This is a genomic window from Streptomyces sp. NPDC104367, assembly GCF_055583825.1.
Map to the genome: position 1 here is coordinate 226,919 of NZ_JBVJND010000003.1, position 25,629 is coordinate 252,547.

Sequence of the window (25,629 nt, forward strand, 5' to 3'; positions counted from 1 at the left end):
GCCCGGGCCGTGACCGAACTACCCAAGCTGATATGAATAGATCACCGCAGGCCGACCCACGCCCGGAGACGTTCATGAGGAGTCCCGACCCGACGGACCCGCCCGCCGTCGGCGGCTATCCGCTGCTGGCCCGGCTCGGGGCCGGCGGCATGGGGCAGGTCTTCCTCTCCCGCACGGCCTCCGGCCGGCCGCTCGCGCTGAAGACGGTACGCGGCGAGTTCGGCCAGGACCCCGGCTTCGAGGAGCGGTTCGCCCGCGAGATCGCCAGCAGCGACCAGGTCCGCTCCCCGTGGACGGTCGCGGTCGTCGACTACAGCGCGCCGGGACAGCGGCCGCAGTGGCTGGCCACGGAGTACGTCCCGGCACCGACCCTGGCCGACTGGGTGGCGCGGCACGGCCCGCTGCCCGGGAGCGCCGTCCGTGCGCTGGCGGCGGAACTCGCCGAGGGGCTCGGGGCCGTGCACCGGGCGGGGCTGGCGCACCGGGACGTGAAGCCGTCCAACGTGCTGCTCGCCCGCCGCCGTCCGCTGCTCATCGACTTCGGCATCGCCCGCGCCGCCGACGACACCCGGCACACCCGCACGGGCGGGGTCATCGGCTCCCCCGGGTACATGGCACCCGAACAGGTCACCGGCGGGGCCGCGGCGGAGCCCGGCGACATCTTCTCTCTCGCCGCGGTCCTGGTGTACGCGGCCACCGGACAGGGGCCCTTCCTGCGCCGCGGGGAGGAACCCTCCGCCGCCCAGCTGCTCTACCGGATCGCGCACGAGGAGCCCGTGCTCGACGACGTACCGGGCCCGCTCGCGGCGGTGCTGGCGGCCTGCCTGGACAAGTCGCCCGGGTCCCGGCCCACCGCGCGGGAGTTGCTGGAGCGGCTCGGGTCCGACTCCGGCTCCGGCTTCGCGGACTGGGCCGCCGCGCTCGTCCCCGGCCTGGCGCAGGACCTCGCGGCGCGGGAGACCGAGCTGCGCGGATGGCTCGACGCGCCGGGGTCCGCCACGACCGCCGGGACCGCCGAGCCAGTCGGTGCGGCGCCGGACACCGCCTCGCCAGTCACCTCCGGGCCAGTCGGCGCCGCGCCGGACACCGCCTCGCCGGTCACCGTCGTGGCGCCGCCGGTTCCGGCCGAGGCGACGGGGTTCGGACCGCCGCCGCACCTCCCGCCGCCGCACCTCCCGCCGCCGTACCTCCCGCCGTCCGCCGTGCCGCCGCACGCCGTCCCGGCCTGGAGTGGCACGGGGGCGGGGAGCGGCACGGGGGCCGGGCCCGTGGGCGCCCCGCCTTCGCCGGCCGCCGCGCGGGGGCCGGGGCGGTCCCGGGCCGCGGTCGTGGCCGCGGCGGTGCTGGCGGTCGCGGCGGCCGTCGCCGTGGCGGTGTGGGCGGACGGGGACGGAGACGGCGGCGACCGGGCAGCGGACCGCACCTCCGCGCCGTCGACCCCCGCCTCGTCCACGACGACGGCGGTGGACGCGCTGCCCGCCTCCTGGGTCGGCACCTGGAAGGGCACCGGCCCCGGCAGCACCGCGGGCGACGGCGTGTTCAACGCCCGTACGACGGGCGTGTCCGTGACCGTCGTCCTGCACGCGGCGGCACAAGGACAGATCGTCGGCCGGCAGATCAGCCGGGTCACCGAGGCGGACAGCGGCGCCGACATCGGGTGCACCGAGACGCTGCGGCTGGCGGAGGCGCACGGGACGTCGATGGTCTTCCAGGCCGCCACCAGCACCCCCACGGACCCTTCGGCGGGCGTGGTGTGCAGTGCGGGCAACGTCTACACGCTGACCAGGTCCGGGGCCGACGCCCTGACCCTCGGCGACGAGGGCAGCCAGACGGCGGGGTCGCCCTCGCGGCTCGACCGCGTCGGCTGAGGGGCGGCACGCCCGCGCGTTCACAGCAGCAGGCGCTGTTCCTTGGCCACCGCCACGGCGCCCGCGCGGGTGTCCACGCCGAGCTTGTCGTAGATGCGGCGCAGGTGGGTCTTGACCGTGGCCTCGCTGATGTACAGGGCGCGGGCGATCTCCCGGTTGCCGATACCGCGGGCGAGCTGGGCCAGGATCTCGCGCTCGCGGCCGGTGAGGGTGGGGCGGGGGCTGCGCAGACCGGCCATGACCCGGCCGGCCACCGGCGCGGACAGGACGGTCCGGCCCTCGGCGGCGGCCTGGATCGCCGCGAACAGCTCGTCGGGGCGTTCCGCCTTGAGCAGGTATCCGGTGGCGCCGGCCTCGATCGCGCGGGTGATGTCGGCGTCGGTGTCGTAGGTGGTCAGGACCAGCACACGGGGTGCGGCGGCGGGGCCGGCGGTGAGGCGGCGGGTGGTCTCGACGCCGTCGATGCCGTCCCCCAGTTGCAGGTCCATCAGCACCACGTCCGGGGTGAGCCTGGCCGCCAGGGCGAGCGCCTCCTCACCGGTGCCGGCCTCGCCGACGACCCGGATGTCCGGGGTGCTCTCCAGGAGCGCGAGCAGTCCGGCGCGTACGACGGCGTGGTCGTCGCAGACCAGGATGCGGACGGCGGCTCGGTCGGGGGTGGTCACGGGGCCTCCAGGGGGACGGCGGCGGACACGACGGTGCCCTCGCCGGGGGTGGACTCGACGGTCAGGGTGCCGCCGAGCGCGCGCAGCCGGGCCCGCATGGCGGGCAGTCCGTACCCGCGCGTGCCGTCGGGGGCCGCGGTCCGCGCCGCGGGGTCGAACCCGGTGCGGTCGTCGAACCCGGTGCCGTCGTCGAACCCGGTGCGGTCGTCGAATCCGGTGCCGTCGTCGAATCCGGTGCCGTCGTCGGAGACGTCGAGGACGACCTGGTCGTCGAGGAGGGTGAGGGTCAGCGCCGCGCTCCGCGCGCCGGCGTGCTCGCGGACGTTGGCCAGGGCGCCCTGGGCGATGCGCAGCAGGGCGCCCTGGACGCGGTCCGGGAGGCGGCCGAGCCGGCCGTCGGCGTCGACGTGGACGCGTACCGCGAGCCGGGGTCCGGACTCCCGTTCGGCCAGGGTGCGCAGCGCCTCGCCGAGGCCGCCGTGGGCGAGGTCGGCCGGGGCGAGGTCGTGGACGAAGCGCCGGGCCTCGGTGAGGTTGTGCTCCGCGACCGAGGCGGCGGTGCGGACATGGGCCCGCGCCTTGTCCGGCTCCGCGTCCCAGACCCGGTCCGCCGCCTGGAGGAGCATCCGCTGGCTGGACAGGCCCTGGGCGAGGGTGTCGTGGATCTCCATGGCCAGCCGCTGGCGTTCGGCCAGGGTGCCCGCACGGCGTTCCGAGGCGGCCAGGTCGCGCCGGGTGCGGATCAGGTCGGCGATGAGCGCGCGCTGGCGCGCGGTGTGCCGTTCGCCCTGTAGGAAGACGGCGGTGGCGAGGGCCGCGACGGCGGGCGGCGCGAGGAGCAGGTTCGGGTCGAAGCGGCCGGCCAGCCGCAGTTGCGCGGCCACGACGAACGCCGTCAGGACGGCCACCAGCGCGAGCGCGGCGCGCGCGGGCAGGGTGCGCAGGCCGGTGTACAGGAGTGGTACGGCGCACCAGGCGAAGCTCGGTGCCAGGACGACCAGCACCATCCACACGGCCACGACCAGCGCGAGCCAGGCCGCGCGGCGGCGGCCCCCGGCGCGTCCGCTCCCGGGTCCCAGGAGGTGCAGCACCGCGAGCACGACGCTCAGCGCGATGATCCACGGGGTGCGGGGTTCGCCGGGGTGGCGCAGCAGGAACCGGGCGAGCGCGCCGCCGAGCAGCAGGAAGAACGCGGTGTGCATCACCGCGCCGAGCCACCGGCCGTCCCCGGCGTCCGTCCCGTCCGGCACGTCACGCATCCGCCGCCCGCCTCCTCTCCGCTTCGCTCTGTTCTGCTCTGTTCTGTTCTGTTCTGCTCTGTCCCGCTCCCGGCGCGCTGGCCCGGTCCCACGGAACGCCGCTGAACTGGGCAGACACACTCCATTGTGACCACGGCCGGCGGCCTGGCCCGTCAACCGATCGGATGACCCGGGCATCGTCCGACGCGCTCGCCTCAAGCAGCCGTAGCGCCGACCGTCCGGGCCCTCGGGCGGCCCGAGGGTGGAGAGCAGACGAAGCGGGACGGCAGCAGGCCGCCCGCCCAGCCGAGGAGTGGACCCCATGAAGGCCGACAAGCCCGCACACAAGAAGTTCTCCCGCCGTGCCCGCGTCACCGCCGGAGCCGCCGTGCTCGCCGCCGTCGCCCTCGCGGGCTTCGGCACGGTGTCGTCCGCGAACGCCTCCGCACCGGCCGCCGCGGTGTCCGCGTCCGCCACCACCACCTCCACCTCCACCTCCACCTCCACCTCCACCCACCTGAGCGTCGACGCCGCGCTCAGGGCGGCCCGCGCGGCGCTGGACGCGGCGGAGAAGGAGGGGCAGCGGGTGACGGTCGCCGTGGTGGACCGCAACGGCAACACGATCGTCACCCTGCGCGGTGACGGCGCGGGCCCGCAGTCCTACGAGTCCGCCGAGCGCAAGGCGTTCACGGCGGTGTCGTGGAACGCGGCGACCTCCGAACTGTCCGGGCGGCTCGCGGACGCCCCGAACCTCAAGGACATCCCCGGCACCCTGTTCCTCGCGGGCGGTGTCCCGGTCGACGTGCGCGACGCGCCGGTCGCCGGCATCGGGGTCGCGGGTGCCCCGTCCGGCACCCAGGACGAGAAGTTCGCACAGGCGGGCGCGAACGCCCTCACCCGCCGCTGACACGGGCCGCCGGCCCGGCCGACACCGTCCGACGATCCGGCCCGCACCGTCGGACGGGCAAGCGGCTCGGCCCGCACCGTCCGGCGGGCAGACGGTTGGGTGCCTGTCCGGCGTACGGTCGGCCGGGCCTGCGGGCGCCGATGCGCTCACGGATGCGGGTGACCCCCTCGGTGCAGGCGGCGCGGTCGAGCGAGCCGGCCCTGCAGCGGCACCGGCACCGGCACCGGGCCGCGGGCCGCGGGCCGCGGGCCGCGGGTACCGACGCGGCGGACGTCGTGGAAGCGGGCGCAGGTCAGCCGGCCCTCGAAGCCGGCCGCCACGGCCCAGAAGTCCTCGGAGTCGAGCGCCGCGGGATCGTCGGTGACGTCCGTGAGCCCGGTGGCCGGGCGGTCCCCGAACGGCGCGACGGGCGCGAACCGTTGCACGCCTCCCGCTGTCCCGCTACGCGGCCACGGTCCGGGGTTCGGCCTGCCGGCGGGCCGCGCGCAGGGTGTTGAGCACGAGCATGGCGATGGTCATGGGTCCCACGCCGCCCGGAACGGGGGTGACGCGGTCGGCGATGCCGTCGAGTTCGGCGGAGCGGACGTCGCCGCGCAGGCCGGACGGGGTGCGGTGGATACCGGCGTCGACAACGACGGCGCCCCGGCGGACGTGCTCGGGCCCGATGAGCCCGCGGACCCCGGTGGCGGCGACGATGTCGGCGGGTCGGGTGACGGACGCGAGGTCGGTGGTGTGCTCGTGCGCGACGGACACGGTCGCCCCGCGTTGCAGCAGCAGTTGGGCCAGGGGTCTGCCCACGAGTGCGCCCCAGCCGACGACGGCGACATGGGCGCCCCGCAGCACGACGCCCTCGGAGTCGAGGAGTTCGATGACGCCCATGGGCGTGCAGGGGCGCAGGCCGCGCTCGCCGCGGGCGAGCAGCCCGGCGCTGGCGGTGGTGAGGCCGTCGACGTCCTTGGTGACGGGGATGCGGTCGATCAGCTCGGCGGCCTCCAGCCGCCGGGGCAGCGGCAGTTGGAGGAGGATGCCGGAGACCTCCGGGTCGGCGGCGAAGGCGTCGATGGCGGCGGCCACGTCGTGCTGGGTGGCGTGCGCGGGCAGGTGACGGTGGAAGTCGCGCATGCCGACCTCCCTGACGGCGCGCCGTTTGGCGGCGACGTAGACGGCGCTGGCCGGGTCGTCGCCGACGAGCAGGGTGGCGAGGCCGGGTACGCGGCCCGGCCCGGTCGGCGCGGAGACCTCCGCGCCGACCTGGGCACGGATGCGCCGGGCGATCCCGGTGCCGTCGATGGTGCTGGTCATGGTGGCGGAACCGCCTTCTTGTCGTGAGGGACGAACCGCCCGGCCACACGGGATACCGGGGCCGGCCGGACCGCGAAGAGCCAGGCCGGTCGGGCCGCCAGGGACCAGGGACCAGGGGCCAGGGGCCAGGGGCCAGGGGCCAGGGCGATGGTGGGGGCGCCGGGCCGGGGGCGGAGCGCCGGGCGTTCGGGACGCCGAAGGTGCCGTGGTGCCGTGGCGTCGTGGCGTCGTGGTGTCGTGCTCCGTCGGGCGGAGTGCTGTCAGGCGAAGACGATGGTGTGGTTCCTGGACCGGATCACCCGGTCCTCGGCGTGCCAGAGCACGGCGCGGGAGAGCACGGCGCGTTCCACGTCCGCGCCGCGCCGCGCCGGGTGAGGTCGGCGGCGGTGTCGGCGTGGGTGACGCGGACGACGTCCTGCTCGGTGATCGGGCCCTCGTCGAGGTCCTCGGTGACGTAGTGGGCGGTGGCCCCGACCAGCTTGACGCCGCGTTCCTCGGCCTTGGCGCAGGGGCCGGCGCCGATGAAGGCGGGCAGGAAGGAGTGGTGGATGTTGATGACGGGGACGCCGACCCGTTCGATGAAGTCGCCGGAGAGGATCTGCGTGTAGCGGGCGAGGACGACGAAGTCGACGTTGCCCGTGAGCAGCCGCAGGTGCTCCGCCTCGACGGCCGACTTGTCCGCTCCCTGGCAGGGCACGTGGAAGTACGGGATACCGAAGCCGCGCACCTCCTCGGCCAGGTCGGGGTGGTTGGAGATCACCATGGCGACGGTGACGGGGAGTTGGCCCTGCCGGTGCCGCCAGAGCAGGTCGAGCAGGCAGTGGTCGGACCGGGAGGCGAAGATCGCGACCCGTTGGGGCACCTACCCGATCGCCGACGGCCCGACATCACCGGCGCCCCCTGGGGCCTTCCCGGAGCCGAAGCCGTCCTGGCACAACCGTGCCGCCCGCGAGCACGAACGCCGCTGCCCGACCCCGAACAGCGAACGTACGCCCTCACCTCGTGATCGCGGCCTTCGATCCGGGCCAACCGCACACAATCCCTTTGAGGCGATCGGACAGCGTCTCTAGGGTGCGGGCGTGACCATCGAGCTGCCCTTTCGTCCGCTCCCCGTCGACCAGCAAGACGTTCGCTACGCCTACGGACCCGATTCGGATGTCCAGCCGGGTGTCCCCACCGGCTCGACCTTGGAGTTCGACTGGTGCGAGAGCACGGTCTACCCCGGCACCACGAGGCGGTACTGGGTCCATGTGCCCGCGCGGTACGACCCCTCCGAACCCGCGTCGCTGATGGTGTTCCAGGACGGATGGTGGTACCTGGACCCGAACGGGGAGGTCCGCGGCGCCATCGTGCTGGACAACCTCGTGCACCGCGGCGAGATCCCGGTCACCATCGGCGTCTTCGTCGACCCGGGCGTCCTCGAGAACGCCGAACGGCCGAAGAACCGCAACGCCGAGTACGACGCGTTCGACGACCGCTACGTCACCTTCCTCCTGACCGAGATCATCCCCCAGGTCACACGGCGCTACACGATCGCCGAGGACGCCGACCGCTGGGGCATCTGCGGTGGCAGCAGCGGCGGCAACTGCGCCTTCACGGCCGCGTGGATGCGCCCGGACAGGTTCCGGCGAGTCATCTGCTACCTCTCCAGCTTCACGCAGATGCCGAACGGGAACCCCTACCCTGCCCTGATCCCCGACGCCCCCCGCAAGCCGCTGCGCATCTTCATGCAGGCAGCCCACCGCGACCTCAACTGGAACGGACCCGAAAGGAACTGGCTCGCCGGCAATCTGCGTGTGGCAGCCGCTCTCGCGGAAGCGGGCTACGACGTCCGTCTCGTCCTCGGCGACGGTGGCCACAGCCCCAACCACGGCGGAGTCCTGCTCCCCGACGCGCTCCGCTGGCTATGGCGCTCACCCACGACCTGACGAAACCTGCCCGACCGATCACTCCGTCCGAGCCGCACCCATGTCGGATCGGCGTTCCCAACCGAGGGGTAGGCGGCGGAAGCCGTGCGGCCGGGCGAAGGTCCGCTCGACCGCCCCCGCCCGCAACCGTGCCTGCATCGGACACGCTCAAGAAGGACCCGTTTGCCTCCGTCCGAGCGAGAACACCGCGCACGACCGTGCGGGACGCGCCGAACCGCTCGCCACAACCGCAGGCGCCTGCGCAGGCGTCCCGACTGACGCCACCTCACGCCCCCCGAGACCCGCCGGTGCCATCACAGCGCACATGTGGGCCCCTCCCGGCGATGGGGCCCACGCGGCGCGCGCGGTTGTCAGCAGGTGGAGTCGTCCTGGATCTCGATGCCGGTCACCGTGAAGGAAGAGGAGAAGTAGACCCCTTCGTTCGGCGCCAGGCAGGTGTAGTACGTGCTGCCGCCGTAGGTGTACCTCAGGTAGGCCAGGTCGGTGTTGCGGGTGTTGTACACGTAGTTGGCGCCCTTACTCTTCGAGCCGAGGGTCTGGTAATAGCTGGTGATGTCCTGGTACGCGGCGGTGGGCGAGCCCGCACTCCAGTCGCTGTCGGTGAGGTAGAAGCAGACGCGCGGGTGCACGCAGCCGTTGTAGCTGGTGGCGCTGGCGGGTGCCGCGGAGAAGAAGGCCGCGCCGGCAGCCATGGCGAACGCCATGGCGAGAGTCCGCTTGGGGAATGGCATGCGCATGGTCGCCTCTTTCTGTTGAAGAGATGTCACGGTGGGGTGGGACGAGCGGTGAGGCCGCAGGCCCGGCTCGTCCCGTGCTGCGAACGCCGAACTCGCCGGTGGCTCCACTCGGCGGCGTTCCGTGTTGCAGACAGAACGGTGCGCCATGGACCTTGTGAAATTCTTGCGCCCTTAGTGGACGGTTCGTGAGTTGATGTCCGTTTCGAAGCGACGCTTGGGGCAAGGGTGCTGGCCGCGGCGCCGGCTGTCGCTTCCTGACGAAGTTGCCGGTGTCCGCTTCGCTGAGGATGCCGAGTTCGACGACGACCACGAACACCGGCCCTCCGTCCCCTTCGGGACCGCAGGGAAGGTCCGCGACCGCACATCTCACAGCGTCACGACCGTCTCACTGGACTTGAAGTCCTCCGTGGTCCTCGTCACTCGACTCTCGGCTATCGACGTTTTCGTTGATCGTCGTCGGGGTCGCTCGGAGCAACCAGACCCTCTCCAGTGTGGTGTCGAAGCATCCAGGCAGGCCCGAGGGCACCCCCGGGCCAGGGCCCCTGGCAGCCCTCGTACGCTTCTGCGATCACGCGCAGCGGAGGAGACGACGGAACCGATGATCGCCAGCTTTGTGGGGCTCGTGGTGATGCCCTTGGTCATAGCCGGGCTGGCCCGGTGGGCGGCGGCAACCAGGCGGCGCGGCCTTGCCGCGGGCCGGGCCGTGCACTTCCGCTGCCGATTCGACGGTCACAAGGGCCGACTGCTGGTCGACCCACGCCTCGACGGGCCCGTCTTCCTGGACCGTTCCGGGAACGTCACCGCCCTCCCACGCGGTGGCGAGGCCCTGGACGCGACAGTCTCCACCAACGGCCGGCCCCCCTTCGAGAAGGCCGACCTGCGCTACCGCACACCCGAAGGCCAGGTGCTGCGGCTGCGCCTGGCCACGCACGATGCGCGGACCCTCGGCGCCTGGCTGGGCGAACGGACCCGCCCGGTTTCCGCGCCCGCCCGACGGCTTCTCCTGCCGGCCGCACCGCCATGGGCGGTACTCGCCCTCGCGGCGTCCCTGTTCGTGGGCCTGGCCACCGCGGACGTCGCCCTGCTGGGGAAGCACACCGCCGCCGAGGTCGTCCGTGTGGACCGGGACGACGAAAGCTGCACCGTCGGCTGGGACGGCGGCTCACAACGGGCGGCTGTGGACTGCGACACGACAGCCGTCCGCTCCGGCGACCGCATCCGGATCACCGCCCTGCCCTGGCCCTTCCTGGGCGAGGCCGTGAACACGCGAACCGCCCTGAGCGCGGCAGCCGTGCTCGGAGGCGGCCTCGGCCTTCTCGGCCTGGGCGGTGCGTTGCTGGTCAACCCGCTGGCCTGCGCCCGACGCGTCCGGCTGGCTCGCCGGGCCCGGCCGTCGATCCCCCCGCAGGCGGCCGCGGGCGGCGAGTCGGGCGAGGACAGGTGGCCCGTCCTTGACGACGACCTGAGCCACGCGAGCCTCGCTGCCGCGGCCCGGCACGGCGATCGCCATCGCCCGGGCCCCCGGGTGACCCCGCCGCGCCGCGGCTCCGGCCGCACGTCCGTGTCGCCGCGCATCTGGGTGCTGACCACCACCCTCGGCACCAACGCCTGGTACTCCCTGGGGTTCTCCTCCGCCGCCGTCCTCGAGGACCACTTCCACCTGGGGCACTGGCGCCTCCTCGTGTTCGGCACGGTCGGCATCGCGTCCCTCGCCCGGATCGGCTGGGTCGCGACCGACCGCTCCGCCCTGTGCGGTCCGGTACTGCGTGCCGCGCGTTCGGAAGCCGGGAAGGACACATGGCAGCCCATGCGCTACGTCCGTCTGTGCCGGGATCCCGGCGAGATGGCGCTGGTCCTGTTCCGGCCGGAGGGCGGCGAGGTGACGGCGCCGCTGTTCCTCCAGCCGATCTCCCGATCCCGCGGCAGTGGACGCCGCACCGTCGGCGGTCCCGCTCCGGTCGGCGAGGCCCTGGTGCTCAACACCGGCGTGGGGCCGCTGATCTGCGAGATCGACGGCGTCCGCTACCTCCCCAGAGGCCGTGCCACCGAGGCCGCGACCGACCCCGCACGAACCCGCGAAGAACTGCGCAGCTTCGCCGAGAGCCACCTCCGGCCGGCCGGACGGAGCTAGTTCGGACGGGTGATGTGGCGTCATCCGGCCGCGCAGGCAGACAGCCGAGAAGCATCGGCGGTGCTTCCGTCTCCTCCGGGGAGGGACCCGCCGATGCCGCCGGATCCGACCGTACCTGCTTCACCACCTCCTCCTCGCCGGTCTCGCATCGCTGTCGACGTCTCCGCCCTGTCACCCCGCAGGCCCGGAGGCGGTGTCGTAGTCGTCCTTGTACATCGCGCCGGCCTCGCAGGCCGTCGAGAAGGCTCACGTACGGGTCTGGTGCGCCCGCAGGGCAGCCTTGATCTCACCGCAGCGGTGACTGCAGGCATGGATCGGCCCAACAGGGCATCGATCTCCAGCACGGCTGTTCCCTCGTCACAGAACTCACCGAACCGTCAAACGTAGCCCCACGCACGGCCATTTGCACTCGAAGTGCCCGATTGCACTCGGAGCCCCCGAAACATCACCTCAGCTTGAGGACAGCCGAGTTGGGGGCTCGACACCGCGGCGCCTTCAACGACGCCCCGGCCCACCCACACGGCCTGGGGCAGCATCCCGAACTCGGTCCCGCTCCCCTGCTCAGCCCGGCCCTGTCGTCCCGGCTCGGCCAGGCCGGTTCATCCCGGCTTCACCGACCGGTGAGGACCGGGAGCTGTGCGTCAGGCGTCCACTCCTCCAACGAACCGTCATAAAGGGCGACTTGCCCGACCCCTGCCAGGGTGAGGGCAAGTGCGGTGAGGGAGGCGGAGATTCCTCCGCCGCAGCAGATGACGATCGGACCGTCGTGATGAGCTCGCCGCGGACGCCGGGCGTACGACATCAGCGCGTCGCCGGTCAGTACGCGTCCGTCGGGAGCGGTCGCGTCGTGGGCGGGCAGGCTGCCGCTGGCGGGGATACGGCCACGCCTGGTGTAACGGGTGGGGGTGGTGCCATCGAAGTGGGCCGGCCCCAGCGCGCACACCCACCGCGCCGGGCGCACACGGCTGCCCGAGGACCATCCCGGCGTCCGCCACCGGCACGGCTGACCACCCGCTGCCGCCCACCCGGGTCCGGCCGGCGGAAAATCCTGGACGACCCCGCCCGTTCCGTTGCGCGGCCCCGGACACCGGCGGCAGGGAGGACGTCGGCGCTTGCGAGGTGGAGAGCCGTCACGTCCACCCAGCCGGCGGCCACGGGCTGGGTGAGCCCCTTCACGCCCGCGCGGCCGCCCAACCCGAAGCCTTCCCGGCCTCGCCGTCGGCGCGGCCCGCACCGACACGGACCCGGCCAGAGATCCGTGACCGGCGGACCGCGGGACGTGTCGTGACGGCTCGCGGTGGGGGCCGCGGATATTTTTCTGTGGTCCGCCGCGAACCGACCGCCCGCACCCCGCATCGAACCTCGTGCAGAAGACATGGAGGACGGCGCGGGACGCGGGACGCGGCCCGCCCGCAGAGCACGAGTGGAGCATCGTCACCGTGAACGCACACCAGGACACCACCCACCGGACCGTCACCGACCGGACCGTCACCGGCCGAACCGGCACCCACCGTCCCGCCGACAGCCTTTCCGTCACCGTCCGTTCCGCCGCCCTCCGTTCCGCCGGCCGGGGCCGCGCGGGGCTCGCCCTCGCCGCCGTCGCCGGGCTCGGTCTGGGCCTCGCCGGCGCGGGTCCGGCGCAGTCCGCGGTCGGCACCGCGCGGTCCACGCCGACCTGCTCGGCCGCCGCGCTCAGGGCGACCTTCGGCGCACAGCTCGCCGGCGGCATGAACCACCGGGGAGTCGTCGTCCGGCTGCGCAACCTCGGCGGCGTCACCTGTGCCCTGCGCGGCTATCCCGGGCTGGGGCTGGAGGACTCCGCGCACCGGGCGCTGCCGACCGGCACGCACTGGGGCGACACCTGGTACGCCGCCGACCCGGGCCGCAGGACCCTGGTCCTCAAGGACGGCCAGAGCGCCGAGGCCGTCGTCGCCTGGACCCACGCCAACACCGGCACCCCGGACGCGGTGCACGCCGCCTACCTGCGGATCACCCCGCCCGCCGCCACCGTGCACAAGACGTTGGCGTTCCCCGAGTGGGCCGACCACGCCGACCTCTCCGTCACCGCCCTGGCCAGGCACATCGACGTCACACCGTGACCCGGGCCCGGCGCGGGCGTCCGTCACGCGGCCGGCGGCGCATCTCTGGCGGGGCGGCCCGGGGTCCCGCAGGGTGGAGGGGTGCGGGTGGGTGGCGCGGGTGCCGCCGGAGAGGTGGGACACATGGACAGGGATGCCTCCGTGGCGAGGGTCGTGGTCGGCGTCGACGGGTCACCGGCCTCGTACGCCGCCCTGCGCTGGGCGGTGCGCTACGCCGGGCTGGTCGGCGGCACCGTGGAGGCGATCGGCGCCTGGGAGCTGCAGGGCCTCCAGAACTGGGCGGGGCCCGCCGTGGACATGGACGTCGACGAGGACGACGCCCGGCAGCGGATGCGGCAGGAACTCACCGACGTGCTGGGTCCGGAGGCGGCCGGGTCGGTCTCGGCGCACCTGGTGCACGGCAACGCGGCGGACATCCTGCTGCGGGCCGCGCAGGGCGCCGAGGTGGTGGTCGTCGGCAGCAGGGGGCGCGGCGGGTTCGCCCGCGCGCTGCTGGGCTCCGTCAGCCAGCACGTGTCCCAGCACGCCCCCTGCCCGGTCGTGATCGTGCGCCCGGAGCCGTCCTGACCCGGCGCCCGAACCGTCCCGACCCGGCGCCTACTGGTTGCTGAACGCGGCGTCGAAGGACGCCTTCGGGGTGGGCCAGAGCAGCGACCGCACGAAGGTGACCGCCTCGGCCGCACCGTGCAGGCGGTCCATGCCGGCGTCCTCCCACTCGACGGAGATGGGGCCGTCGTAGCCGATGGACTCCAGGGCGCGGAAGGCGTCCTCCCAGGGCACGTCGCCGTGGCCGGTGGAGACGAAGTCCCAGCCCCGGCGCGGGTCGCCCCACGGCTGGTGCGAACCGAGCACTCCGGCACGGCCGTTGCGGGGACGCAGCCGGGTGTCCTTGCAGTCGACGTGGTAGATGCGGTCCTTGAAGTCGGTGATGAAGCCGACCGGATCGATGTTCTGCCACATCATGTGGCTGGGGTCCCAGTTGAAGCCGAAGGCCTCGCGGTGGCCGATCGCCTCCAGCGCGCGGACGCTGGTCCAGTAGTCGTAGGCGATCTCGCCGGGGTGGACCTCGTGGGCGAAGCGCACCCCCTCCGCGTCGAACACGTCGAGGACCGGGTTCCAGCGGGTGGCGAAGTCCTCGTAGCCGGCGTCGATGACGGAGGCGGGGACCGGCGGGAACATGGCGACGTAGGGCCAGATGGCGGAGCCCGTGAAGCCGACGACGGTGTCCACGCCGAGCTTTCGGGCCACCCGCGCGGAGCGCTTCATGTCCTCGGCGGCGCGCTGCCGGACCCCTTCGGCGTCCCCGTCGCCCCAGACGTACGGGCGCAGGATCGCCTGGTGGCGGAAGTCGATGGGCGCGTCGCAGACGGCCTGGCCGGCGAGGTGGTTGGAGATGGCGAAGACCCTGAGGCCGTGCCGGTCGAGGATCTCCAGGCGTGATGCCGCGTAGGCGTCGTCCTCGTCGGCGCGCCTGAGGTCGAGGTGGTCGCCGGAGGCGGCGATCTCCAGGCCGTCGTAGCCCCACTGCGCGGCGAGGCGGGCGACCTCCTCGAAGGGGAGGTCGGCCCACTGTCCGGTGAACAGGGTGACGGGGTGGGTGGCTGCGGTCATGTGCGGTCCTCCGTCTCGGGTGCGGTCTCGGTCCAGGCGCCGTCCGCGGCGGCGGAGGCCAGGACGGCCTCGGTGAGGCGTGCGGCGCGCAGTCCGTCGGCGAACGTCGGCATCCCCTCGGGGCTGCCGCCCCGTACGGCGTCGTAGACGTCGGTGACGAACGCGGTGAAGGCGTCCTGGTAGCCCAGGGCGTGTCCGGGCGGCAGGACGGAGACGCGGGCGGCGTCGGGGGCGGCGGCCGCGGGGTCGCGCAGCAGCAGCCGGGACCCTTCGCGGGCGCCGATCCACAGTTCCTCGGGGCGTTCCTGTTCGAAGCGCACGCTCTGCCGGGTGCCGTGGAGTTCGAGGGTGAGGCTGTTCTTGCGGCCGGGAGCGAGCTGGCTGACCAGCAGGGTGCCCAGCGCGCCGTTGCCGAGCTCGACGAGGAGGGCCGCCGTGTCCTCGTTGCTGACCTCGTTGCCGGCCCGGCTCTCGAAGACGGTCCGGGTGCGGGCGGCGAGGCGGTGGATGCGCAGGCCGGAGACGAACTCGACGAGGTCGCACAGGTGGGAGCCGATGTCGGCGAAGGCGCGGGAGGGGCCGCCGGCCGCCGGATCGGCCCGCCAGTTGCTGTCGTCGGGGTCGAGGAGCCAGTCCTGGAGGTAGGAGGCGTCCAGGGTGAGGACGGTGCCGAGCTGTCCCTCGGCCACCAGGGCGCGGGCCTGGCGGGCCATCGGGTGGTAGCGGTAGACGAAGGGCACCGCCGCCACCCGGCCGGCCTCGCGGGCGGCCCGCACCAGGCGTTCGGCGTCCGCGGCCGTGGTCGCCAGGGGCTTCTCGCAGATGACGTGCGCGCCCGCCGCCAGCGCGGCCAGGGTGTGTTCGGTGTGCAGGTGGTTGGGGCTGCACACGTGGACGACGTCGAGGTCGCCGGCCGCGGTGAGGGCGCGGACGTCCGGTTCGGACCGTTCGACGCCGAGGTCCCGTGCGGCCTGTTCGCCGCGTTGCGGTGTGGAGCCGGCCAGCGCGGCCGGCCGGCCGCGGGCGGCGCGGCTCGCGCGGGTGTGCACGGCCGCCATGAAGCCGCCGCCGATGAAGCCGGCGCGCAGGGGACGGCTCACAGGGTGGCTCCGTAGGGGTCGCGGTCCTCGGGGACGAGGGGGACGGCGGGGGCGGCGCTGGCGACGCGGACGGTCTCGCCGGAGGTGACGGCCTCGTCGATGCACATCATGGTGTCCAGGACGTGGTAGCCGAGGTCTCCGGTGGCGATGTGGGCGTGTCCGCCGCGGATGGCGCGGGCCATGTCCAGGACGCCGAGTCCGCGGCCCGCCTCGACGCCGACCGGGGTGACGGTCTCCCACCGCGGTTCCGCGTCCGGCCCCGGCACCCGGGTGATCCGGACGTCGCCGGCGAAGGTGTTGGGGTCGGGCAGGACGAGGGTGCCCTCGGTGCCGGTGATCTCGACGAAGCCGGTGCGGGTGAGCGGGGAGTCGAAGCTGAACACGCTCTGGCCGACCCCGCCGCCCTCGAACCGCGTGAGCGCAAAGACGTGGGTGGGGACGGCGACGGCGAACTCGGTGCCGGCCCGTTCGCCGCTGCGTACGGTACGGACCGCGCGGGAGGTCGAGCCGAGCGCGGCGACCCGGTCGACCGGGCCGAACAGGCAGACCAGGGCGGTGAGGTAGTAGGGGCCCATGTCGAAGAGGGGGCCGGCGCCCCGGGCGAAGAGGAACTCGGGGTTCGGGTGCCACAGGTCGGGTCCCGCGTACTGCATGACGGTCTGTGCGGACAGCGGGGTGCCGATGTCGCCGCGGGCGACGGCCCTGAGGGCCGTCTGGAGGCCGGGGCCGAGGATCGTGTCGGGGGCGACGCCGACCCGCAGGCCGGTCGCGGCGGCCCGGTCGAGGAGGGCGCGGGCGTCGGCCCGGTCGACCGCGACGGGCTTCTCGGACCAGACGTGCTTGCCCGCGTCGAGGACGGCCGAGCCGACCTCGGCGTGCACGGCGGGGACGGTGAGGTTGACGACGATCTCGGCGTCGGGGTGGGCCAGGACGTCCTCCGCGCTCCCCCACGCCTCGACACCGTACTTGCGGGCCTGGGTCTCGGCGCGCCCGGTGTCGAGGTCGCCGACGACGACCACGCGCAGGTCGGGGAAGCCGGTGAGGTTCGTCAGGTACTGGTCGCTGATGTTGCCGGCGCCGATGAGGCCGACGCCGACCGGGTTGCGTGCCGCCATCAGGCGATGCCCTTCCCGTTCAGGTAGGAGACGCCGGTCGCGATGCCCTCGAAGACGTCCCCGTCGTAGTGGTCGAACTCGAGGACGGCGTACTCGGCGTGCGGGGCCGCGTCCAGCGCGGCGGCCAGCGGTATCTCGCCCCGGCCCGCCGGGACCTGCCGGGTGTCGGCCGGGTCGAAGGCGGCGCCGGAGGTGAACGGGTCGTCGATGACCGGACCGTCCTTGATGTGCAGGGCGCGCACGCGCGGGCCGAGGCGGTCCAGCAGCGAGACCACGTCGTTGCCGCCGGCCGAGGCCCAGAACAGGTCGATCTCCAGGACGACTTCCGGGTTCAGCAGCTCGGCGAAGCGGTCGAAGGCGTTGACGCCGGCGACGGTGTGCACGAACTCCTGCGAGTGGTTGTGGTAGCCGAGGCGCAGTCCGTGGTCGGCCGCGCGCCCGGCGGCCTCGTTGAGGAGGCCGGCGGTGCGGGCGATCTCCGTCTCGTCGGCCCACCGGGACGCGGGCACGAACGGGTCGAAGAGGATCTCCACGCCCAGCCGGCGGGCGGCCCGGAACGTCTCGTCGAGGGTCGCGCCGGCCGCCTCCTCGCCCGACAGGAAGCCCGCGTGCCCGGTCCGCGCGGACAGGCCGTGTGCGGCGAGGGCGTCGGCGAGTTCGGCCGCGCGGTGCACGAAGCCGAAGGCCTCGACGTTGCGCAGTCCCAGTGCGGCCAGACGGCCCAGGGTGGTGTCTTCGTCGGCTTCCAGGTCCTGGCGTACGGAGTAGAGCTGAACCGACAACTGTGGTGTCGACATGAGGAACTCCTCTCGTGGCGGACGGCCGGGAACAGAATACCGACAGGGCTGATGGTTTCTAGGGGTCGTTAGCATCTCGTTCATGGCGAGCGAGACGGCGCGGGAGACCGCGCGGCAGGGGGCGGCCCCGCGGAACTACCCCAAGGGCGAGCGGCGGCGCGCCCAGATCATCGAGGCCGCGTTCACCGCGTTCGGGCAGGTGGGCTACCGCAACGCCAGCATGGTCCGGCTCGCCGCCGCCTGCGGGGTCTCCCGGGCGGGGCTGCTGCACCACTTCCCGACGAAGGAGTCGCTGCTGGAGGCGGTCCTGGAGGAACGCGAACAGCAGGACGACGAGCACTTCTTCGACTCGGGGGCGGTGAACGACGACGGGCTCGCGTACTTCGCCAGCATGATCCGGCTCGTCGCGCACAACCAGGCGAACCCGCTGATCGTGAGCCTGTTCGCGGTGCTGTCGAGCGAGGCCACCACGGCCGGCCATCCGGCGCGCCCCTACTTCGTCGCCCGCTACGAACGGACCCGCCGGCACATGCAGCTGGCCGTCGACGACCTGGCACGCCGTGGGCTGCTGCGCCCCCATGTGCAGGCGCCGGGACTGGCGGCGGACCTCATCGCCTTCATCGACGGCCTCCAGATCCAGTGGCTGCTCAGTCCGGCCGACATCGACATGCCGGACCATCTGCGCCGGATGCTGCGCACCCTGATCAGCGTCGAACTCCCCTAGTACGGGCGCCGGGTGCCGGAGCGCGCGGGCCGGTGGGCGCCGGTGGGGCCGTGTGCTTGAATGCGGTCCATGGACGGCACCCCGCGCATGTGGATCGGCAGGATCCCCTCGTTCGACCCGGACGCCAGGGGCACGATCCTCGCCGTCGACCAGATCTCCTCCGACCCGGCCGAGCGCATGGTCGCGGTGCTCATGAACCGGGGGCACGAGGTCGACGAGGGCGTCTTCTACCTGCTGCCGGAGGATCTTTCGGCGCGGTACGAACGCACCGGGGACCGGCTCGGCGTGACCCTGCTGGGCCGCCGGGACGTCCTCACCCGCGATCTGGAGTCGCATCCGCCCGAGTTGCGCGCGCATCTGGACCTGCTCCCGCACGTCCCGGGCCACGAGGAACTCGTCGCGCTCGTGCGCCGTGAGACCGTCACCGGCTACGTGCCGCCCGAGCGCGACGGCGTGGCCCAGTCCGTCGTCCTGATGGACCATGTCGGCGGGCCGGTCGAACTCGCCGAGCTGGTCGGCATGTTCGAGGCGCAGGAGTCCGGCATCTGTGTCGTCGCCGCGACGCGGCGGGACTGAGCGTTCACAGCCCGAACAGCCGGGCCGCGTTGTCGTGGCAGACCGCGCGCAGCCAGTCGTCCCCCAGGTCCAGCCGCTCCAGGGCGTGCAGCTGATGCGGGTACGGATAGGGGATGTTGGGGAAGTCCGACCCGAGCAGGACGCGGTCGCCGAGGGCGGCGAGCCGGGGCAGGGCGCGGGCCGGGAACGGCATGAACCGCTCGGTGAAGTCGGTGAACGCCATCGTGGTGTCCAGCCGTACCTCGGCGTACCGTTCGGCGAGGCCGAGGAACTCCTCGTACTCGGGCATGCCCATGTGCGCGACGACCAGCCGCAGCGCCGGATGCCGGGCCAGTACCCGGGCGACCGGACCGGGGCCGGTGTGCTTGCCGGGCGCGGGCCCGGAGCCGCAGTGGATCACCACGGGAATCCCGGCGTCGGCCAGCAACCCCCAGGCGTCGTCGAGGAGTTCGTCGGCCGGGTCGTAGGCCCCCACCTGGACGTGCGCCTTGAAGACCCGGGCGCCCGCCTCGACCGCCTCGCGGACGTACGTCGCGACGCCCGGCTCGGGGAAGAGGGTCGCGGTGTGCAGGCAGTCGGGGGTGCGCCGGGCGAAGTCGGCCGCCCAGGCGTTCAGCCAGACCGCCATGGAGGGCTTGTGCGGGTAGAGCATCGCGGTGAAGGCCCGGACGCCGAACTCCCGCAGGATGGCGGTGCGTTCCGCCTCCTGCTGCCGGTAGGTGATCGGCCATTCGAGCCCGCCGACCAGCGGTCCGTTGATGTCGAAGTAGTTCCAGACCTTGTGCAGGACCCGCTCGGGCATGAAGTGCGTGTGCACGTCGACCAGTCCGGGCAGCCCCAGCCGCTCCCGGAACCGGCGTACCTCGGCGCTCTCCGCTCGGCGGTCGGGAACGGGGGCACTCTCGGCGGCGTGCCCGGCGGGCACCGTACGGTGATCGTCCATGGATCCACGATCGATGCTCACGGGCACCGAGTCCAGTGCCGCCGGGACGCGCCGCGCCCCGGCGGACCGCGGACACCGCCCGAACCCGCACCGAGGAGGCCCGTATGTCCCCCCTGGTGAAGCCGCTGCCACGGCCGGCGACGCCCCTGGACGGCGCGCACAGAACACTGCTGCTCCTGGAAGCGGTCTTCTCCGCGGGGGCGGCCCTGTGGTGGATCAGTCTGTGCTTCGCCCACCCGGAGCAGGTCCGTCCCGCGGTGCTGTGGGGCATCGGCGTCGTGCTGGGTTCGATCCCGCTCACCTTCCGGCTGGTGACGAGAGGCCGGGCGGCCGGGAGGGGAACGGGGTGGACCCTGGTCGCCCTACGGTACCTGACGGCGTTCATGGTCTCGCTGCCCAACGCCTGGCTGCTGTAGGCCGGGTGAGGAGGCGCCCGTGGGCCGCCCTGCCGGTGTGCCCGGATGTCGGTGAGGCTTTCCCGGCCGGTGTCCGGGCTTTCACACGGGCGTCTTCGCGCGGGCCTGGGATGGCGGGGGCGGTGCGGTAGTGCCGGGTGGTGCCGCCGGAGTCGTACGTCAGGAGAGGCATGTCTGTCACGACCGGGACGTCAGGGAAGACGGTGCGCGGGGTACGGCGGGGAGCCGGACGCGCACTGGTGCTGGGAACCGCTCTCGCCCTGATCGCGTTCGTTCCGCCGGCCGCCGCGGACGCGGGAGCCGCCGCGTCCCCGGCGGACGCGGTCTCCTGGACCGCGCAGCAGCTCGCGCCCGGCGTCGAGGTCCGCACCGGGGTGCTGAGCGACCCGCGGGCCTCGGGCGCGTGGACGGTCACCGTGCAGGCGCCGGCCGTCGACCGGCTGACCGGCGCGGCCACCTGGGCCGCGCTCGGCGACCGCGACTGGGCCGACGCCACCGCCGCACAGCTGCGGTCCGCGGGATTCGCGCCGCGCCTGGAGCGGGTGACCTGGGACCGGTACGCCGACACCCCGCACGGCACGATGGGCTGGCAGGTCAGGGTCGGCCGGTACGGCACCCAGGCCGAGGCGGGCACGCTCGGCTCCGCGGTGTCGGCGGCCGGTTTCCGCACGGCGGTCGAGTGGACGGGCTACGACGGACGGCAGCCCGTGGACGCCGAGCGCATCCACGTCGCCGTCGTGGACCCGGCGAAGCTGCGGGGCACGGTCGAGGTGAGCGACGGCGGAAACGCCGCCGACCGGGAGAAGACCTCGGCGGTGTCCGCCCGGCTGGGCTCCCTGGTGGGTGTGAACGGCGGCTTCTTCGTCACCTCCGACGCCGACGGCGTGCAGGGCACCTCGGCCGGACTGTCCGTGGTGCACGGCGAGTTGCAGTCGATGGCGGTCGGCTCGCGAGCGGCGCTGATCCTCCGGGACGGCGGGCGGCGGGCGCGGGTCGCGGACCTGTCGAGCACCGTCACCGTGCGCGCCGGTGCCGCCTCCCACGCGGTGCAGGGCGTCAACCGGGTGCCGGGCAGGCTGCGCGACTGCGGCCGTCCCGGAGCGGTGCCGACCGCGCTCCCCCGCCAGGACGTCACCTGTTCGCTCACGGACGACCTGGTGAGGTTCACCGACTCCTTCGGGGCCCCGCTGCCGACCGGGACCGGCGTCCAGGTGGTGCTGGACCGGTACGGTGTCGTGGTCTCCCGGGGGGACCGGGGCGGGTCCGTACCGGCCGGCGGGTCGGTCCTCCAGGGCATCGGGGAGGCGGCCGCCTGGCTCACCGGGCACGCGGTGCCGGGGCACCGGCTGGCCGTGCGCGAGGTCGTCCGGGACGCCTCGGGCCGCAAGGTCCCGCTCGGTCCGGACGACAGCGTCGTCAGCGCGGCGCCCACCCTGGTCGAGGACGGCCGCGTGCACATCGACGCGGCAGCCGAGGGCACCCTCGACCCGCTCGACCTCTCCTTCGGTTTCGCCTGGTCCAACGTGCGCCAGCCCCGCACCCTGGCGGGCGTCGACGGCGACGGGCGGATCCTGCTGGTGACCGTGGACGGCCGCAGGCCCGGCGTCAGCGAGGGCTTCACGCTCGCCGAGGCCGCGGAGTTCATGCGCTCCCTGGGCGCCGTCCAGGCGCTCAACCTCGACGGCGGCGGTTCGACGGCGATGGCGGTCGGCGGGTCCCTGGCCAACGTCACCTCGGACGCGAGCGGTGAGCGTGCCGTGGGCGACACCGTCCAGGTGCTGCCGGAGGCCGGCCGGAGCTGACCTCGGGCGGCGACGGCACGAGGGGGCGGCGCGGCCCCGGCTCCGCCCTCTCGGGCAGGAACCGGGCCGCGCCCGGCCGGTGTACGGTGATCCGGCATCGCGAGAAAGCGGTTTCTACACGTCTGGGACCTGGGGAGGGCCACGACCGTTGGCTTCGACATCGGAACGACCGCTCGATCACCGCTACCGGGGCGAACACCCCATCCGCACACTCGCCTACCTGCTGCGCACCGACCGCCGCCAGCTGGCCGCGGCCGTCGTCGTGTTCACCGTCAAGCACAGCCCCATCTGGCTCCTACCACTGATCACCGCGTCGGTCGTCGACACGGTCGTCCAGCACCAGCCGGTCTCCCGGCTGTGGACGGCCGTCGCGGTCATCATGGCGATCCTGCTCGTCAACTACCCGCTGCACGTGCTGTACGTGCGGCTGCTCTACGGCAGCGTCCGCCGCATGGGCACCACGCTGCGCTCCGCGCTGTGCACGCGGATGCAGCAGCTGTCCATCGGCTACCACTCGCGGGTCAGCGCCGGCGTGCTCCAGGCCAAGGTCGTGCGGGACGTCGAGACCGTCGAGCAGATGGTCCAGCAGACCGCCGAGCAGGGGCTGGGCGCGCTGACCGTGCTGACCGGCGGACTGGTCATCATCGGGGTGCGCACCCCGGAGTTCCTGCCGGTCTTCCTCGTCGTGGTGCCGGCGGCGACGCTGCTGGTGGCCAGCCTGCGGTCGCGGCTGCGGACCCACAACGAGCACTTCCGGCACGAGGTGGAGACCCTGTCCTCCCGGGTGACCGAGATGACCCGGCTCATCCCGGTCACCCGCGCCCACGGGCTGGAGGGCAAGGCGCTGCGCCGCATGGACGGCACCCTGCGCCGGCTGCTCACCTCGGGGATGCGCCTGGACCTGGTCAACGGCCGCTTCGGCTCGCTGGCCTGGGTGGTCCTCAACGTGATCGGCGTCTGCGTGCTCGCCGCGGCCGCGCTGGTGTCGTACTACGGCGTCTGGGGCGTCACCGCCGGTGACGTCGTCATGCTCAGCGCGTTCCTGACCACGCTCACCAACTCCACGACGACGCTGACGAGTCTGGCCCCGGTCGTCACCAAGGGCCTGGAGTCGGTGCGTTCGGTCGGCGAGGTGCTCCAGGCGCCCGAACTGGAGGACAACGAGGGCCGGGAGGAGGTGACCGCGGTCCGCGGTGCCGTGACGTTCGAGCGGGTCGGCTTCGGCTACGAGGAGGCCGAGCGCCCGGCCGTGGCGGAGTTCAGCCTCGATGTCGCCCCCGGCGAGACGGTCGCCCTGGTGGGCGCCTCGGGGGCCGGCAAGTCGACCGTGCTCAACCTGGTCATCGGCTTCATCCGGCCCACCTCGGGGCGGCTGCTGCTGGACGGCGCCGACATGAACGGCCTCGACCTGCGCACCTACCGGCGGTTCGTGTCGGTGGTCCCGCAGGAGTCGATCCTCTTCGACGGCACGGTCCGGGAGAACGTGGCCTACGGCATGGAGGACGAGGCCGACGAGGAGAGCGTGCGGGCGGCGCTGCGCGATGCCAACGCCCTGGAGTTCGTGGACCAGTTGCCGCACGGCCTGGACACCGTGGTCGGCGAGCGCGGCGCCCGGCTCTCCGGCGGTCAGCGCCAGCGCCTCGCCATCGCGCGGGCGCTGATCCGCGACCCGCGCGTCCTGGTGCTGGACGAGGCCACCTCGGCACTGGACACCCGCTCCGAGGCGCTCGTGCAGCAGGCGCTGGCCCGCCTGCTGCACGGCCGTACCACCTTCGTGGTGGCCCACCGGCTGTCCACCGTGCGCGGCGCCGACCGCATCGTGGTGATGGACGACGGCCGGATCCGCGAGATCGGCACGCACGAGGAACTGCTGCGCCGGGGCGGCGCGTACACCGCGCTGCACGGCGGCCAGGCCGCCTGACCGGCGGCCCGGCGGCGCGTTCAGCCCCGGGCGCCGGTACGGACCCCGTCGGCGGCGGGAACGGCGTCGTCGTCCAGGGAGACGTCCTTGGTCTCCCTGGACAGCAGGAGCGCGACCAGCGTCAGCACGGCCATCGCGGAGAGGTAGACGCCGACCAGCCACGGCGAGCCGTCGCCGCTCTCCCAGAGCGCGACCGCGATGAACGGGGCCACGGCGGCGCCCAGGATCGAGCTGACGTTGTACGAGATGCCGGAGCCGGTGTAGCGCACGCTGGTCGGGAAGAGCTCGGGCAGCAGGGCGCCCATCGGCCCGAAGGTCATGCCCATCAGCGTGAAGCCGAGCACCAGCCACAGCACCACGCCGAGCGTGCCCAGGCCGATCAGCGGCACCCAGACCAGCCCGAACACCACGATCGCGGCGGTGACCCAGACCAGGGTGGCGCGCCGGCCGAACCGGTCGGCGAGCGGGCCGGAGACCAGGGTGAACACGGCGAAGAACAGCACGCCGAAGATCATCATCAGCACGAACGTCCGGTAGCCGTAGCCCAGTCCGGGCACGGCCGCGTCCTTCGCCGTACGCCCGTAGCTCAGCGAGAACGTGGTCATCAGGTAGAAGAGCACGTAGGTGGCCAGCATGATGAAGGTGCCGAGGATCAGCTGCTTCCAGTGCCCGCGCGCCACGGTGGCCAGCGGGAGCTTCTGCACCTTGCCGGCCTCGCGGGTCCGGGCGAAGACCGTCGACTCCACGAGCCGCGAGCGCACCCACAGGCCGATCGCGACCATCACCGCCGAGAACAGGAACGGGATGCGCCAGCCCCAGTCGGTGAAGGCCTGGGAGGGCTGGGTGGGGTCCGATCCGGCGGCCGACGGCAGCAGCGCGCCCATCGCGAGGAACAGGCCGTTGCCGATGATGAAGCCGAGCGGGGCGCCGAGCTGCGGGAAGGTGCCGTACAGGGCGCGCTTGCCGCTGGGGGCGTTCTCGGTCGCGACCAGGGCCGCGCCGCTCCACTCGCCGCCGAGCGCGAAGCCCTGGGCGAGCCGCGCCAGCACGAGCAGCGCGGTGGCGGTCCAGCCGGCCTGCGCGTAGGTGGGCAGCACGCCGATGAGGAAGGTGGCGACGCCCATGGTCAGCAGCGAGACCACCAGTGTCTTCTTGCGGCCCAGCCGGTCCCCGAGGTGGCCGAAGAAGACGGCCCCGATCGGACGGGCGACCATCGCGGCGCCGAAGACCGCGAACGAGGACAGCAGTGCGGTGGTCGGGTCCCCGGTCGGGAAGAAGAGGGAGGGGAAGACCAGGACTGCGGCGGTCGCGTAGATGTAGAAGTCGTAGAACTCGATCGTGGTGCCGATGAGGCTGGCGATCAGGACCCGGGACCGCGGGTTGACGGGGGCCGGGGACGTGGGGCCGGTGGCTGGTGCGGGCATCGCTGGGACTTTCGCGCGAGGTGCAGGTCGGTCGTGGGGCCCGGACGGCACACGTGTCCCCCTCGCTGAAGGACCGCATTACATGTATGGGCCATGTAAACGATCTCAAGCAGTCTTGGTTTTCGGAAAACGAATATCGACATGTGAGACGACTGTACCGTGAACGGGAAGGTTTGCCGGGCGTTCGTTCCGGCCCTCGCATGCACGGCGGCGTCCGCCCCGACGGCCGGGCGCGCGGAAAAGCCTGCCATCGACCGGTGAAGCGTCACCCACAGTGCCGACCGTTTCACCCTCCGTGGCTTGCCTGGACGACTCCGACCCGGCG

General features: G+C 73.4%; 24 protein-coding genes. 11 read left to right on the forward strand and 13 right to left on the reverse strand.

Annotated features, from left to right (window positions below):
* Positions 1 to 74: 74 nt before the first annotated feature.
* Positions 75 to 1,868 (forward strand): serine/threonine-protein kinase, encoded by a 1,794-nt coding sequence (locus ACZ619_RS06575; protein ID WP_469594928.1) that lies wholly within the window; start codon positions 75 to 77, stop codon positions 1,866 to 1,868.
* 20 nt (positions 1,869 to 1,888) lie between these two features.
* Here the strand turns inward: ACZ619_RS06575 and ACZ619_RS06580 are convergent, their stop codons facing one another.
* Positions 1,889 to 2,533, reverse strand: a complete 645-nt coding sequence (locus ACZ619_RS06580) for a response regulator (protein WP_469594930.1) — start codon at positions 2,531 to 2,533, stop codon at positions 1,889 to 1,891.
* Positions 2,530 to 3,792: a sensor histidine kinase gene (locus tag ACZ619_RS06585; protein WP_469594932.1), complete on the reverse strand. Its 1,263-nt coding sequence runs from the start codon at positions 3,790 to 3,792 to the stop codon at positions 2,530 to 2,532. Before ACZ619_RS06585 ends, ACZ619_RS06580 begins: the two co-directional genes overlap by 4 nt.
* A 301-nt stretch (positions 3,793 to 4,093) precedes the next feature.
* Between ACZ619_RS06585 and ACZ619_RS06590 the strand changes: the two genes are divergently transcribed.
* Positions 4,094 to 4,678 carry a GlcG/HbpS family heme-binding protein gene (locus ACZ619_RS06590; protein ID WP_469594935.1) on the forward strand — a complete coding sequence of 195 codons (585 nt, stop codon included), beginning with the start codon at positions 4,094 to 4,096 and terminating at the stop codon, positions 4,676 to 4,678.
* A gap of 146 nt (positions 4,679 to 4,824) precedes the next feature.
* Here ACZ619_RS06590 and ACZ619_RS06595 read toward each other — a convergent pair whose 3' ends face one another.
* From ACZ619_RS06595 to ACZ619_RS06605, 3 genes are all read right to left on the reverse strand, one after another.
* Entirely contained in the window at positions 4,825 to 5,103 is a 279-nt protein-coding gene (locus ACZ619_RS06595; RefSeq protein WP_469594938.1) for a hypothetical protein, read from the reverse strand.
* 16 nt (positions 5,104 to 5,119) lie between these two features.
* Complete coding sequence (locus ACZ619_RS06600) at positions 5,120 to 5,980, reverse strand: bifunctional 5,10-methylenetetrahydrofolate dehydrogenase/5,10-methenyltetrahydrofolate cyclohydrolase (RefSeq protein ID WP_469594941.1); 861 nt, start codon at positions 5,978 to 5,980, stop codon at positions 5,120 to 5,122.
* A 295-nt stretch (positions 5,981 to 6,275) separates the two neighbouring features.
* A complete protein-coding gene (locus ACZ619_RS06605) occupies positions 6,276 to 6,842 on the reverse strand; it encodes a formyltetrahydrofolate deformylase (protein WP_469594943.1) in 567 nt (188 codons plus the stop codon).
* 217 nt (positions 6,843 to 7,059) lie between these two features.
* On the opposite strand from ACZ619_RS06605, the gene ACZ619_RS06610 reads away from it, so the two are divergent.
* Positions 7,060 to 7,908, forward strand: a complete 849-nt coding sequence (locus tag ACZ619_RS06610; protein WP_469594946.1) for an alpha/beta hydrolase — start codon at positions 7,060 to 7,062, stop codon at positions 7,906 to 7,908.
* A 350-nt stretch (positions 7,909 to 8,258) separates the two neighbouring features.
* Here ACZ619_RS06610 and ACZ619_RS06615 read toward each other — a convergent pair whose 3' ends face one another.
* A complete protein-coding gene (locus ACZ619_RS06615; RefSeq protein WP_469594948.1) occupies positions 8,259 to 8,645 on the reverse strand; it encodes a hypothetical protein in 387 nt (128 codons plus the stop codon).
* Positions 8,646 to 9,243: 598 nt separating this feature from the next.
* Here ACZ619_RS06615 and ACZ619_RS06620 point away from each other — a divergent pair.
* Positions 9,244 to 10,776: a hypothetical protein gene (locus ACZ619_RS06620; protein ID WP_469594951.1), complete on the forward strand. Its 1,533-nt coding sequence runs from the start codon at positions 9,244 to 9,246 to the stop codon at positions 10,774 to 10,776.
* 610 nt (positions 10,777 to 11,386) lie between these two features.
* On the opposite strand, the gene ACZ619_RS06625 is transcribed toward ACZ619_RS06620, so the two are convergent.
* A complete protein-coding gene (locus ACZ619_RS06625) occupies positions 11,387 to 12,208 on the reverse strand; it encodes a sulfurtransferase (protein ID WP_469595281.1) in 822 nt (273 codons plus the stop codon).
* A gap of 7 nt (positions 12,209 to 12,215) precedes the next feature.
* Between ACZ619_RS06625 and ACZ619_RS06630 the strand changes: the two genes are divergently transcribed.
* Together ACZ619_RS06630 and ACZ619_RS06635 are read left to right on the forward strand one after the other, a co-directional pair.
* A complete protein-coding gene (locus ACZ619_RS06630) occupies positions 12,216 to 12,875 on the forward strand; it encodes a DUF4232 domain-containing protein (protein ID WP_469594953.1) in 660 nt (219 codons plus the stop codon).
* Between the two features lie 123 nt (positions 12,876 to 12,998).
* The gene (locus ACZ619_RS06635; protein WP_469594955.1) at positions 12,999 to 13,442 is read left to right on the forward strand and encodes a universal stress protein; all 444 of its coding nucleotides are present in this window, start codon (positions 12,999 to 13,001) and stop codon (positions 13,440 to 13,442) included.
* 30 nt (positions 13,443 to 13,472) lie between these two features.
* Here the strand turns inward: ACZ619_RS06635 and ACZ619_RS06640 are convergent, their stop codons facing one another.
* Genes ACZ619_RS06640 through ACZ619_RS06655 form a run of 4 tightly spaced genes read right to left on the reverse strand, consistent with a single transcriptional unit; the run spans position 13,473 to position 17,498 of the window.
* A complete protein-coding gene (locus tag ACZ619_RS06640) occupies positions 13,473 to 14,486 on the reverse strand; it encodes a sugar phosphate isomerase/epimerase family protein (RefSeq protein ID WP_469594957.1) in 1,014 nt (337 codons plus the stop codon).
* Positions 14,483 to 15,586 carry a Gfo/Idh/MocA family protein gene (locus tag ACZ619_RS06645; protein ID WP_469594960.1) on the reverse strand — a complete coding sequence of 368 codons (1,104 nt, stop codon included), beginning with the start codon at positions 15,584 to 15,586 and terminating at the stop codon, positions 14,483 to 14,485. Before ACZ619_RS06645 ends, ACZ619_RS06640 begins: the two co-directional genes overlap by 4 nt.
* Positions 15,583 to 16,701 (reverse strand): Gfo/Idh/MocA family protein, encoded by a 1,119-nt coding sequence (locus ACZ619_RS06650; RefSeq protein ID WP_469594962.1) that lies wholly within the window; start codon positions 16,699 to 16,701, stop codon positions 15,583 to 15,585. Before ACZ619_RS06650 ends, ACZ619_RS06645 begins: the two co-directional genes overlap by 4 nt.
* A complete protein-coding gene (locus ACZ619_RS06655; protein WP_469594964.1) occupies positions 16,701 to 17,498 on the reverse strand; it encodes a sugar phosphate isomerase/epimerase family protein in 798 nt (265 codons plus the stop codon). The genes ACZ619_RS06650 and ACZ619_RS06655 overlap by 1 nt, the downstream gene beginning before the upstream one ends.
* Before the next feature lie 82 nt (positions 17,499 to 17,580).
* On the opposite strand from ACZ619_RS06655, the gene ACZ619_RS06660 reads away from it, so the two are divergent.
* Positions 17,581 to 18,222 carry a TetR/AcrR family transcriptional regulator gene (locus ACZ619_RS06660; protein WP_469594966.1) on the forward strand — a complete coding sequence of 214 codons (642 nt, stop codon included), beginning with the start codon at positions 17,581 to 17,583 and terminating at the stop codon, positions 18,220 to 18,222.
* A gap of 69 nt (positions 18,223 to 18,291) precedes the next feature.
* Entirely contained in the window at positions 18,292 to 18,798 is a 507-nt protein-coding gene (locus tag ACZ619_RS06665; protein WP_469594969.1) for a hypothetical protein, read from the forward strand.
* Positions 18,799 to 18,802: 4 nt separating this feature from the next.
* On the opposite strand, the gene ACZ619_RS06670 is transcribed toward ACZ619_RS06665, so the two are convergent.
* Positions 18,803 to 19,741: an amidohydrolase family protein gene (locus tag ACZ619_RS06670; RefSeq protein WP_469594972.1), complete on the reverse strand. Its 939-nt coding sequence runs from the start codon at positions 19,739 to 19,741 to the stop codon at positions 18,803 to 18,805.
* A 104-nt stretch (positions 19,742 to 19,845) separates the two neighbouring features.
* On the opposite strand from ACZ619_RS06670, the gene ACZ619_RS06675 reads away from it, so the two are divergent.
* From ACZ619_RS06675 to ACZ619_RS06685, 3 genes are all read left to right on the forward strand, one after another.
* Positions 19,846 to 20,157: a hypothetical protein gene (locus tag ACZ619_RS06675; protein ID WP_469594974.1), complete on the forward strand. Its 312-nt coding sequence runs from the start codon at positions 19,846 to 19,848 to the stop codon at positions 20,155 to 20,157.
* A 170-nt stretch (positions 20,158 to 20,327) separates the two neighbouring features.
* On the forward strand, positions 20,328 to 21,959 hold the full coding sequence (locus tag ACZ619_RS06680; RefSeq protein ID WP_469594976.1) for a phosphodiester glycosidase family protein: 1,632 nt from the start codon (positions 20,328 to 20,330) through the stop codon (positions 21,957 to 21,959).
* A 148-nt stretch (positions 21,960 to 22,107) separates the two neighbouring features.
* Positions 22,108 to 23,880, forward strand: coding sequence for an ABC transporter ATP-binding protein (locus ACZ619_RS06685; RefSeq protein WP_469594979.1), 1,773 nt, complete (start codon positions 22,108 to 22,110; stop codon positions 23,878 to 23,880).
* Between the two features lie 20 nt (positions 23,881 to 23,900).
* Here ACZ619_RS06685 and ACZ619_RS06690 read toward each other — a convergent pair whose 3' ends face one another.
* The gene (locus ACZ619_RS06690; RefSeq protein ID WP_469594982.1) at positions 23,901 to 25,304 is read right to left on the reverse strand and encodes an MFS transporter; all 1,404 of its coding nucleotides are present in this window, start codon (positions 25,302 to 25,304) and stop codon (positions 23,901 to 23,903) included.
* Positions 25,305 to 25,629: the final 325 nt, after the last annotated feature.

Coding starts and splice junctions, on each gene's coding strand:
- ACZ619_RS06670 (WP_469594972.1), bottom strand. CDS start 19,741: ATGGACGATCACCGTACGGTGCCCGCCGGGCACGCCGCCGAGAGTGCC.
- ACZ619_RS06615 (WP_469594948.1), bottom strand. CDS start 8,645: ATGCGCATGCCATTCCCCAAGCGGACTCTCGCCATGGCGTTCGCCATG.
- ACZ619_RS06680 (WP_469594976.1), top strand. CDS start 20,328: ATGTCTGTCACGACCGGGACGTCAGGGAAGACGGTGCGCGGGGTACGG.
- ACZ619_RS06650 (WP_469594962.1), bottom strand. CDS start 16,701: ATGGCGGCACGCAACCCGGTCGGCGTCGGCCTCATCGGCGCCGGCAAC.
- ACZ619_RS06620 (WP_469594951.1), top strand. CDS start 9,244: ATGATCGCCAGCTTTGTGGGGCTCGTGGTGATGCCCTTGGTCATAGCC.
- ACZ619_RS06625 (WP_469595281.1), bottom strand. CDS start 12,208: ATGCTCCACTCGTGCTCTGCGGGCGGGCCGCGTCCCGCGTCCCGCGCC.
- ACZ619_RS06600 (WP_469594941.1), bottom strand. CDS start 5,980: ATGACCAGCACCATCGACGGCACCGGGATCGCCCGGCGCATCCGTGCC.
- ACZ619_RS06640 (WP_469594957.1), bottom strand. CDS start 14,486: ATGACCGCAGCCACCCACCCCGTCACCCTGTTCACCGGACAGTGGGCC.
- ACZ619_RS06635 (WP_469594955.1), top strand. CDS start 12,999: ATGGACAGGGATGCCTCCGTGGCGAGGGTCGTGGTCGGCGTCGACGGG.
- ACZ619_RS06590 (WP_469594935.1), top strand. CDS start 4,094: ATGAAGGCCGACAAGCCCGCACACAAGAAGTTCTCCCGCCGTGCCCGC.
- ACZ619_RS06660 (WP_469594966.1), top strand. CDS start 17,581: ATGGCGAGCGAGACGGCGCGGGAGACCGCGCGGCAGGGGGCGGCCCCG.
- ACZ619_RS06665 (WP_469594969.1), top strand. CDS start 18,292: ATGGACGGCACCCCGCGCATGTGGATCGGCAGGATCCCCTCGTTCGAC.
- ACZ619_RS06585 (WP_469594932.1), bottom strand. CDS start 3,792: ATGCGTGACGTGCCGGACGGGACGGACGCCGGGGACGGCCGGTGGCTC.
- ACZ619_RS06690 (WP_469594982.1), bottom strand. CDS start 25,304: ATGCCCGCACCAGCCACCGGCCCCACGTCCCCGGCCCCCGTCAACCCG.
- ACZ619_RS06675 (WP_469594974.1), top strand. CDS start 19,846: ATGTCCCCCCTGGTGAAGCCGCTGCCACGGCCGGCGACGCCCCTGGAC.
- ACZ619_RS06655 (WP_469594964.1), bottom strand. CDS start 17,498: ATGTCGACACCACAGTTGTCGGTTCAGCTCTACTCCGTACGCCAGGAC.
- ACZ619_RS06575 (WP_469594928.1), top strand. CDS start 75: ATGAGGAGTCCCGACCCGACGGACCCGCCCGCCGTCGGCGGCTATCCG.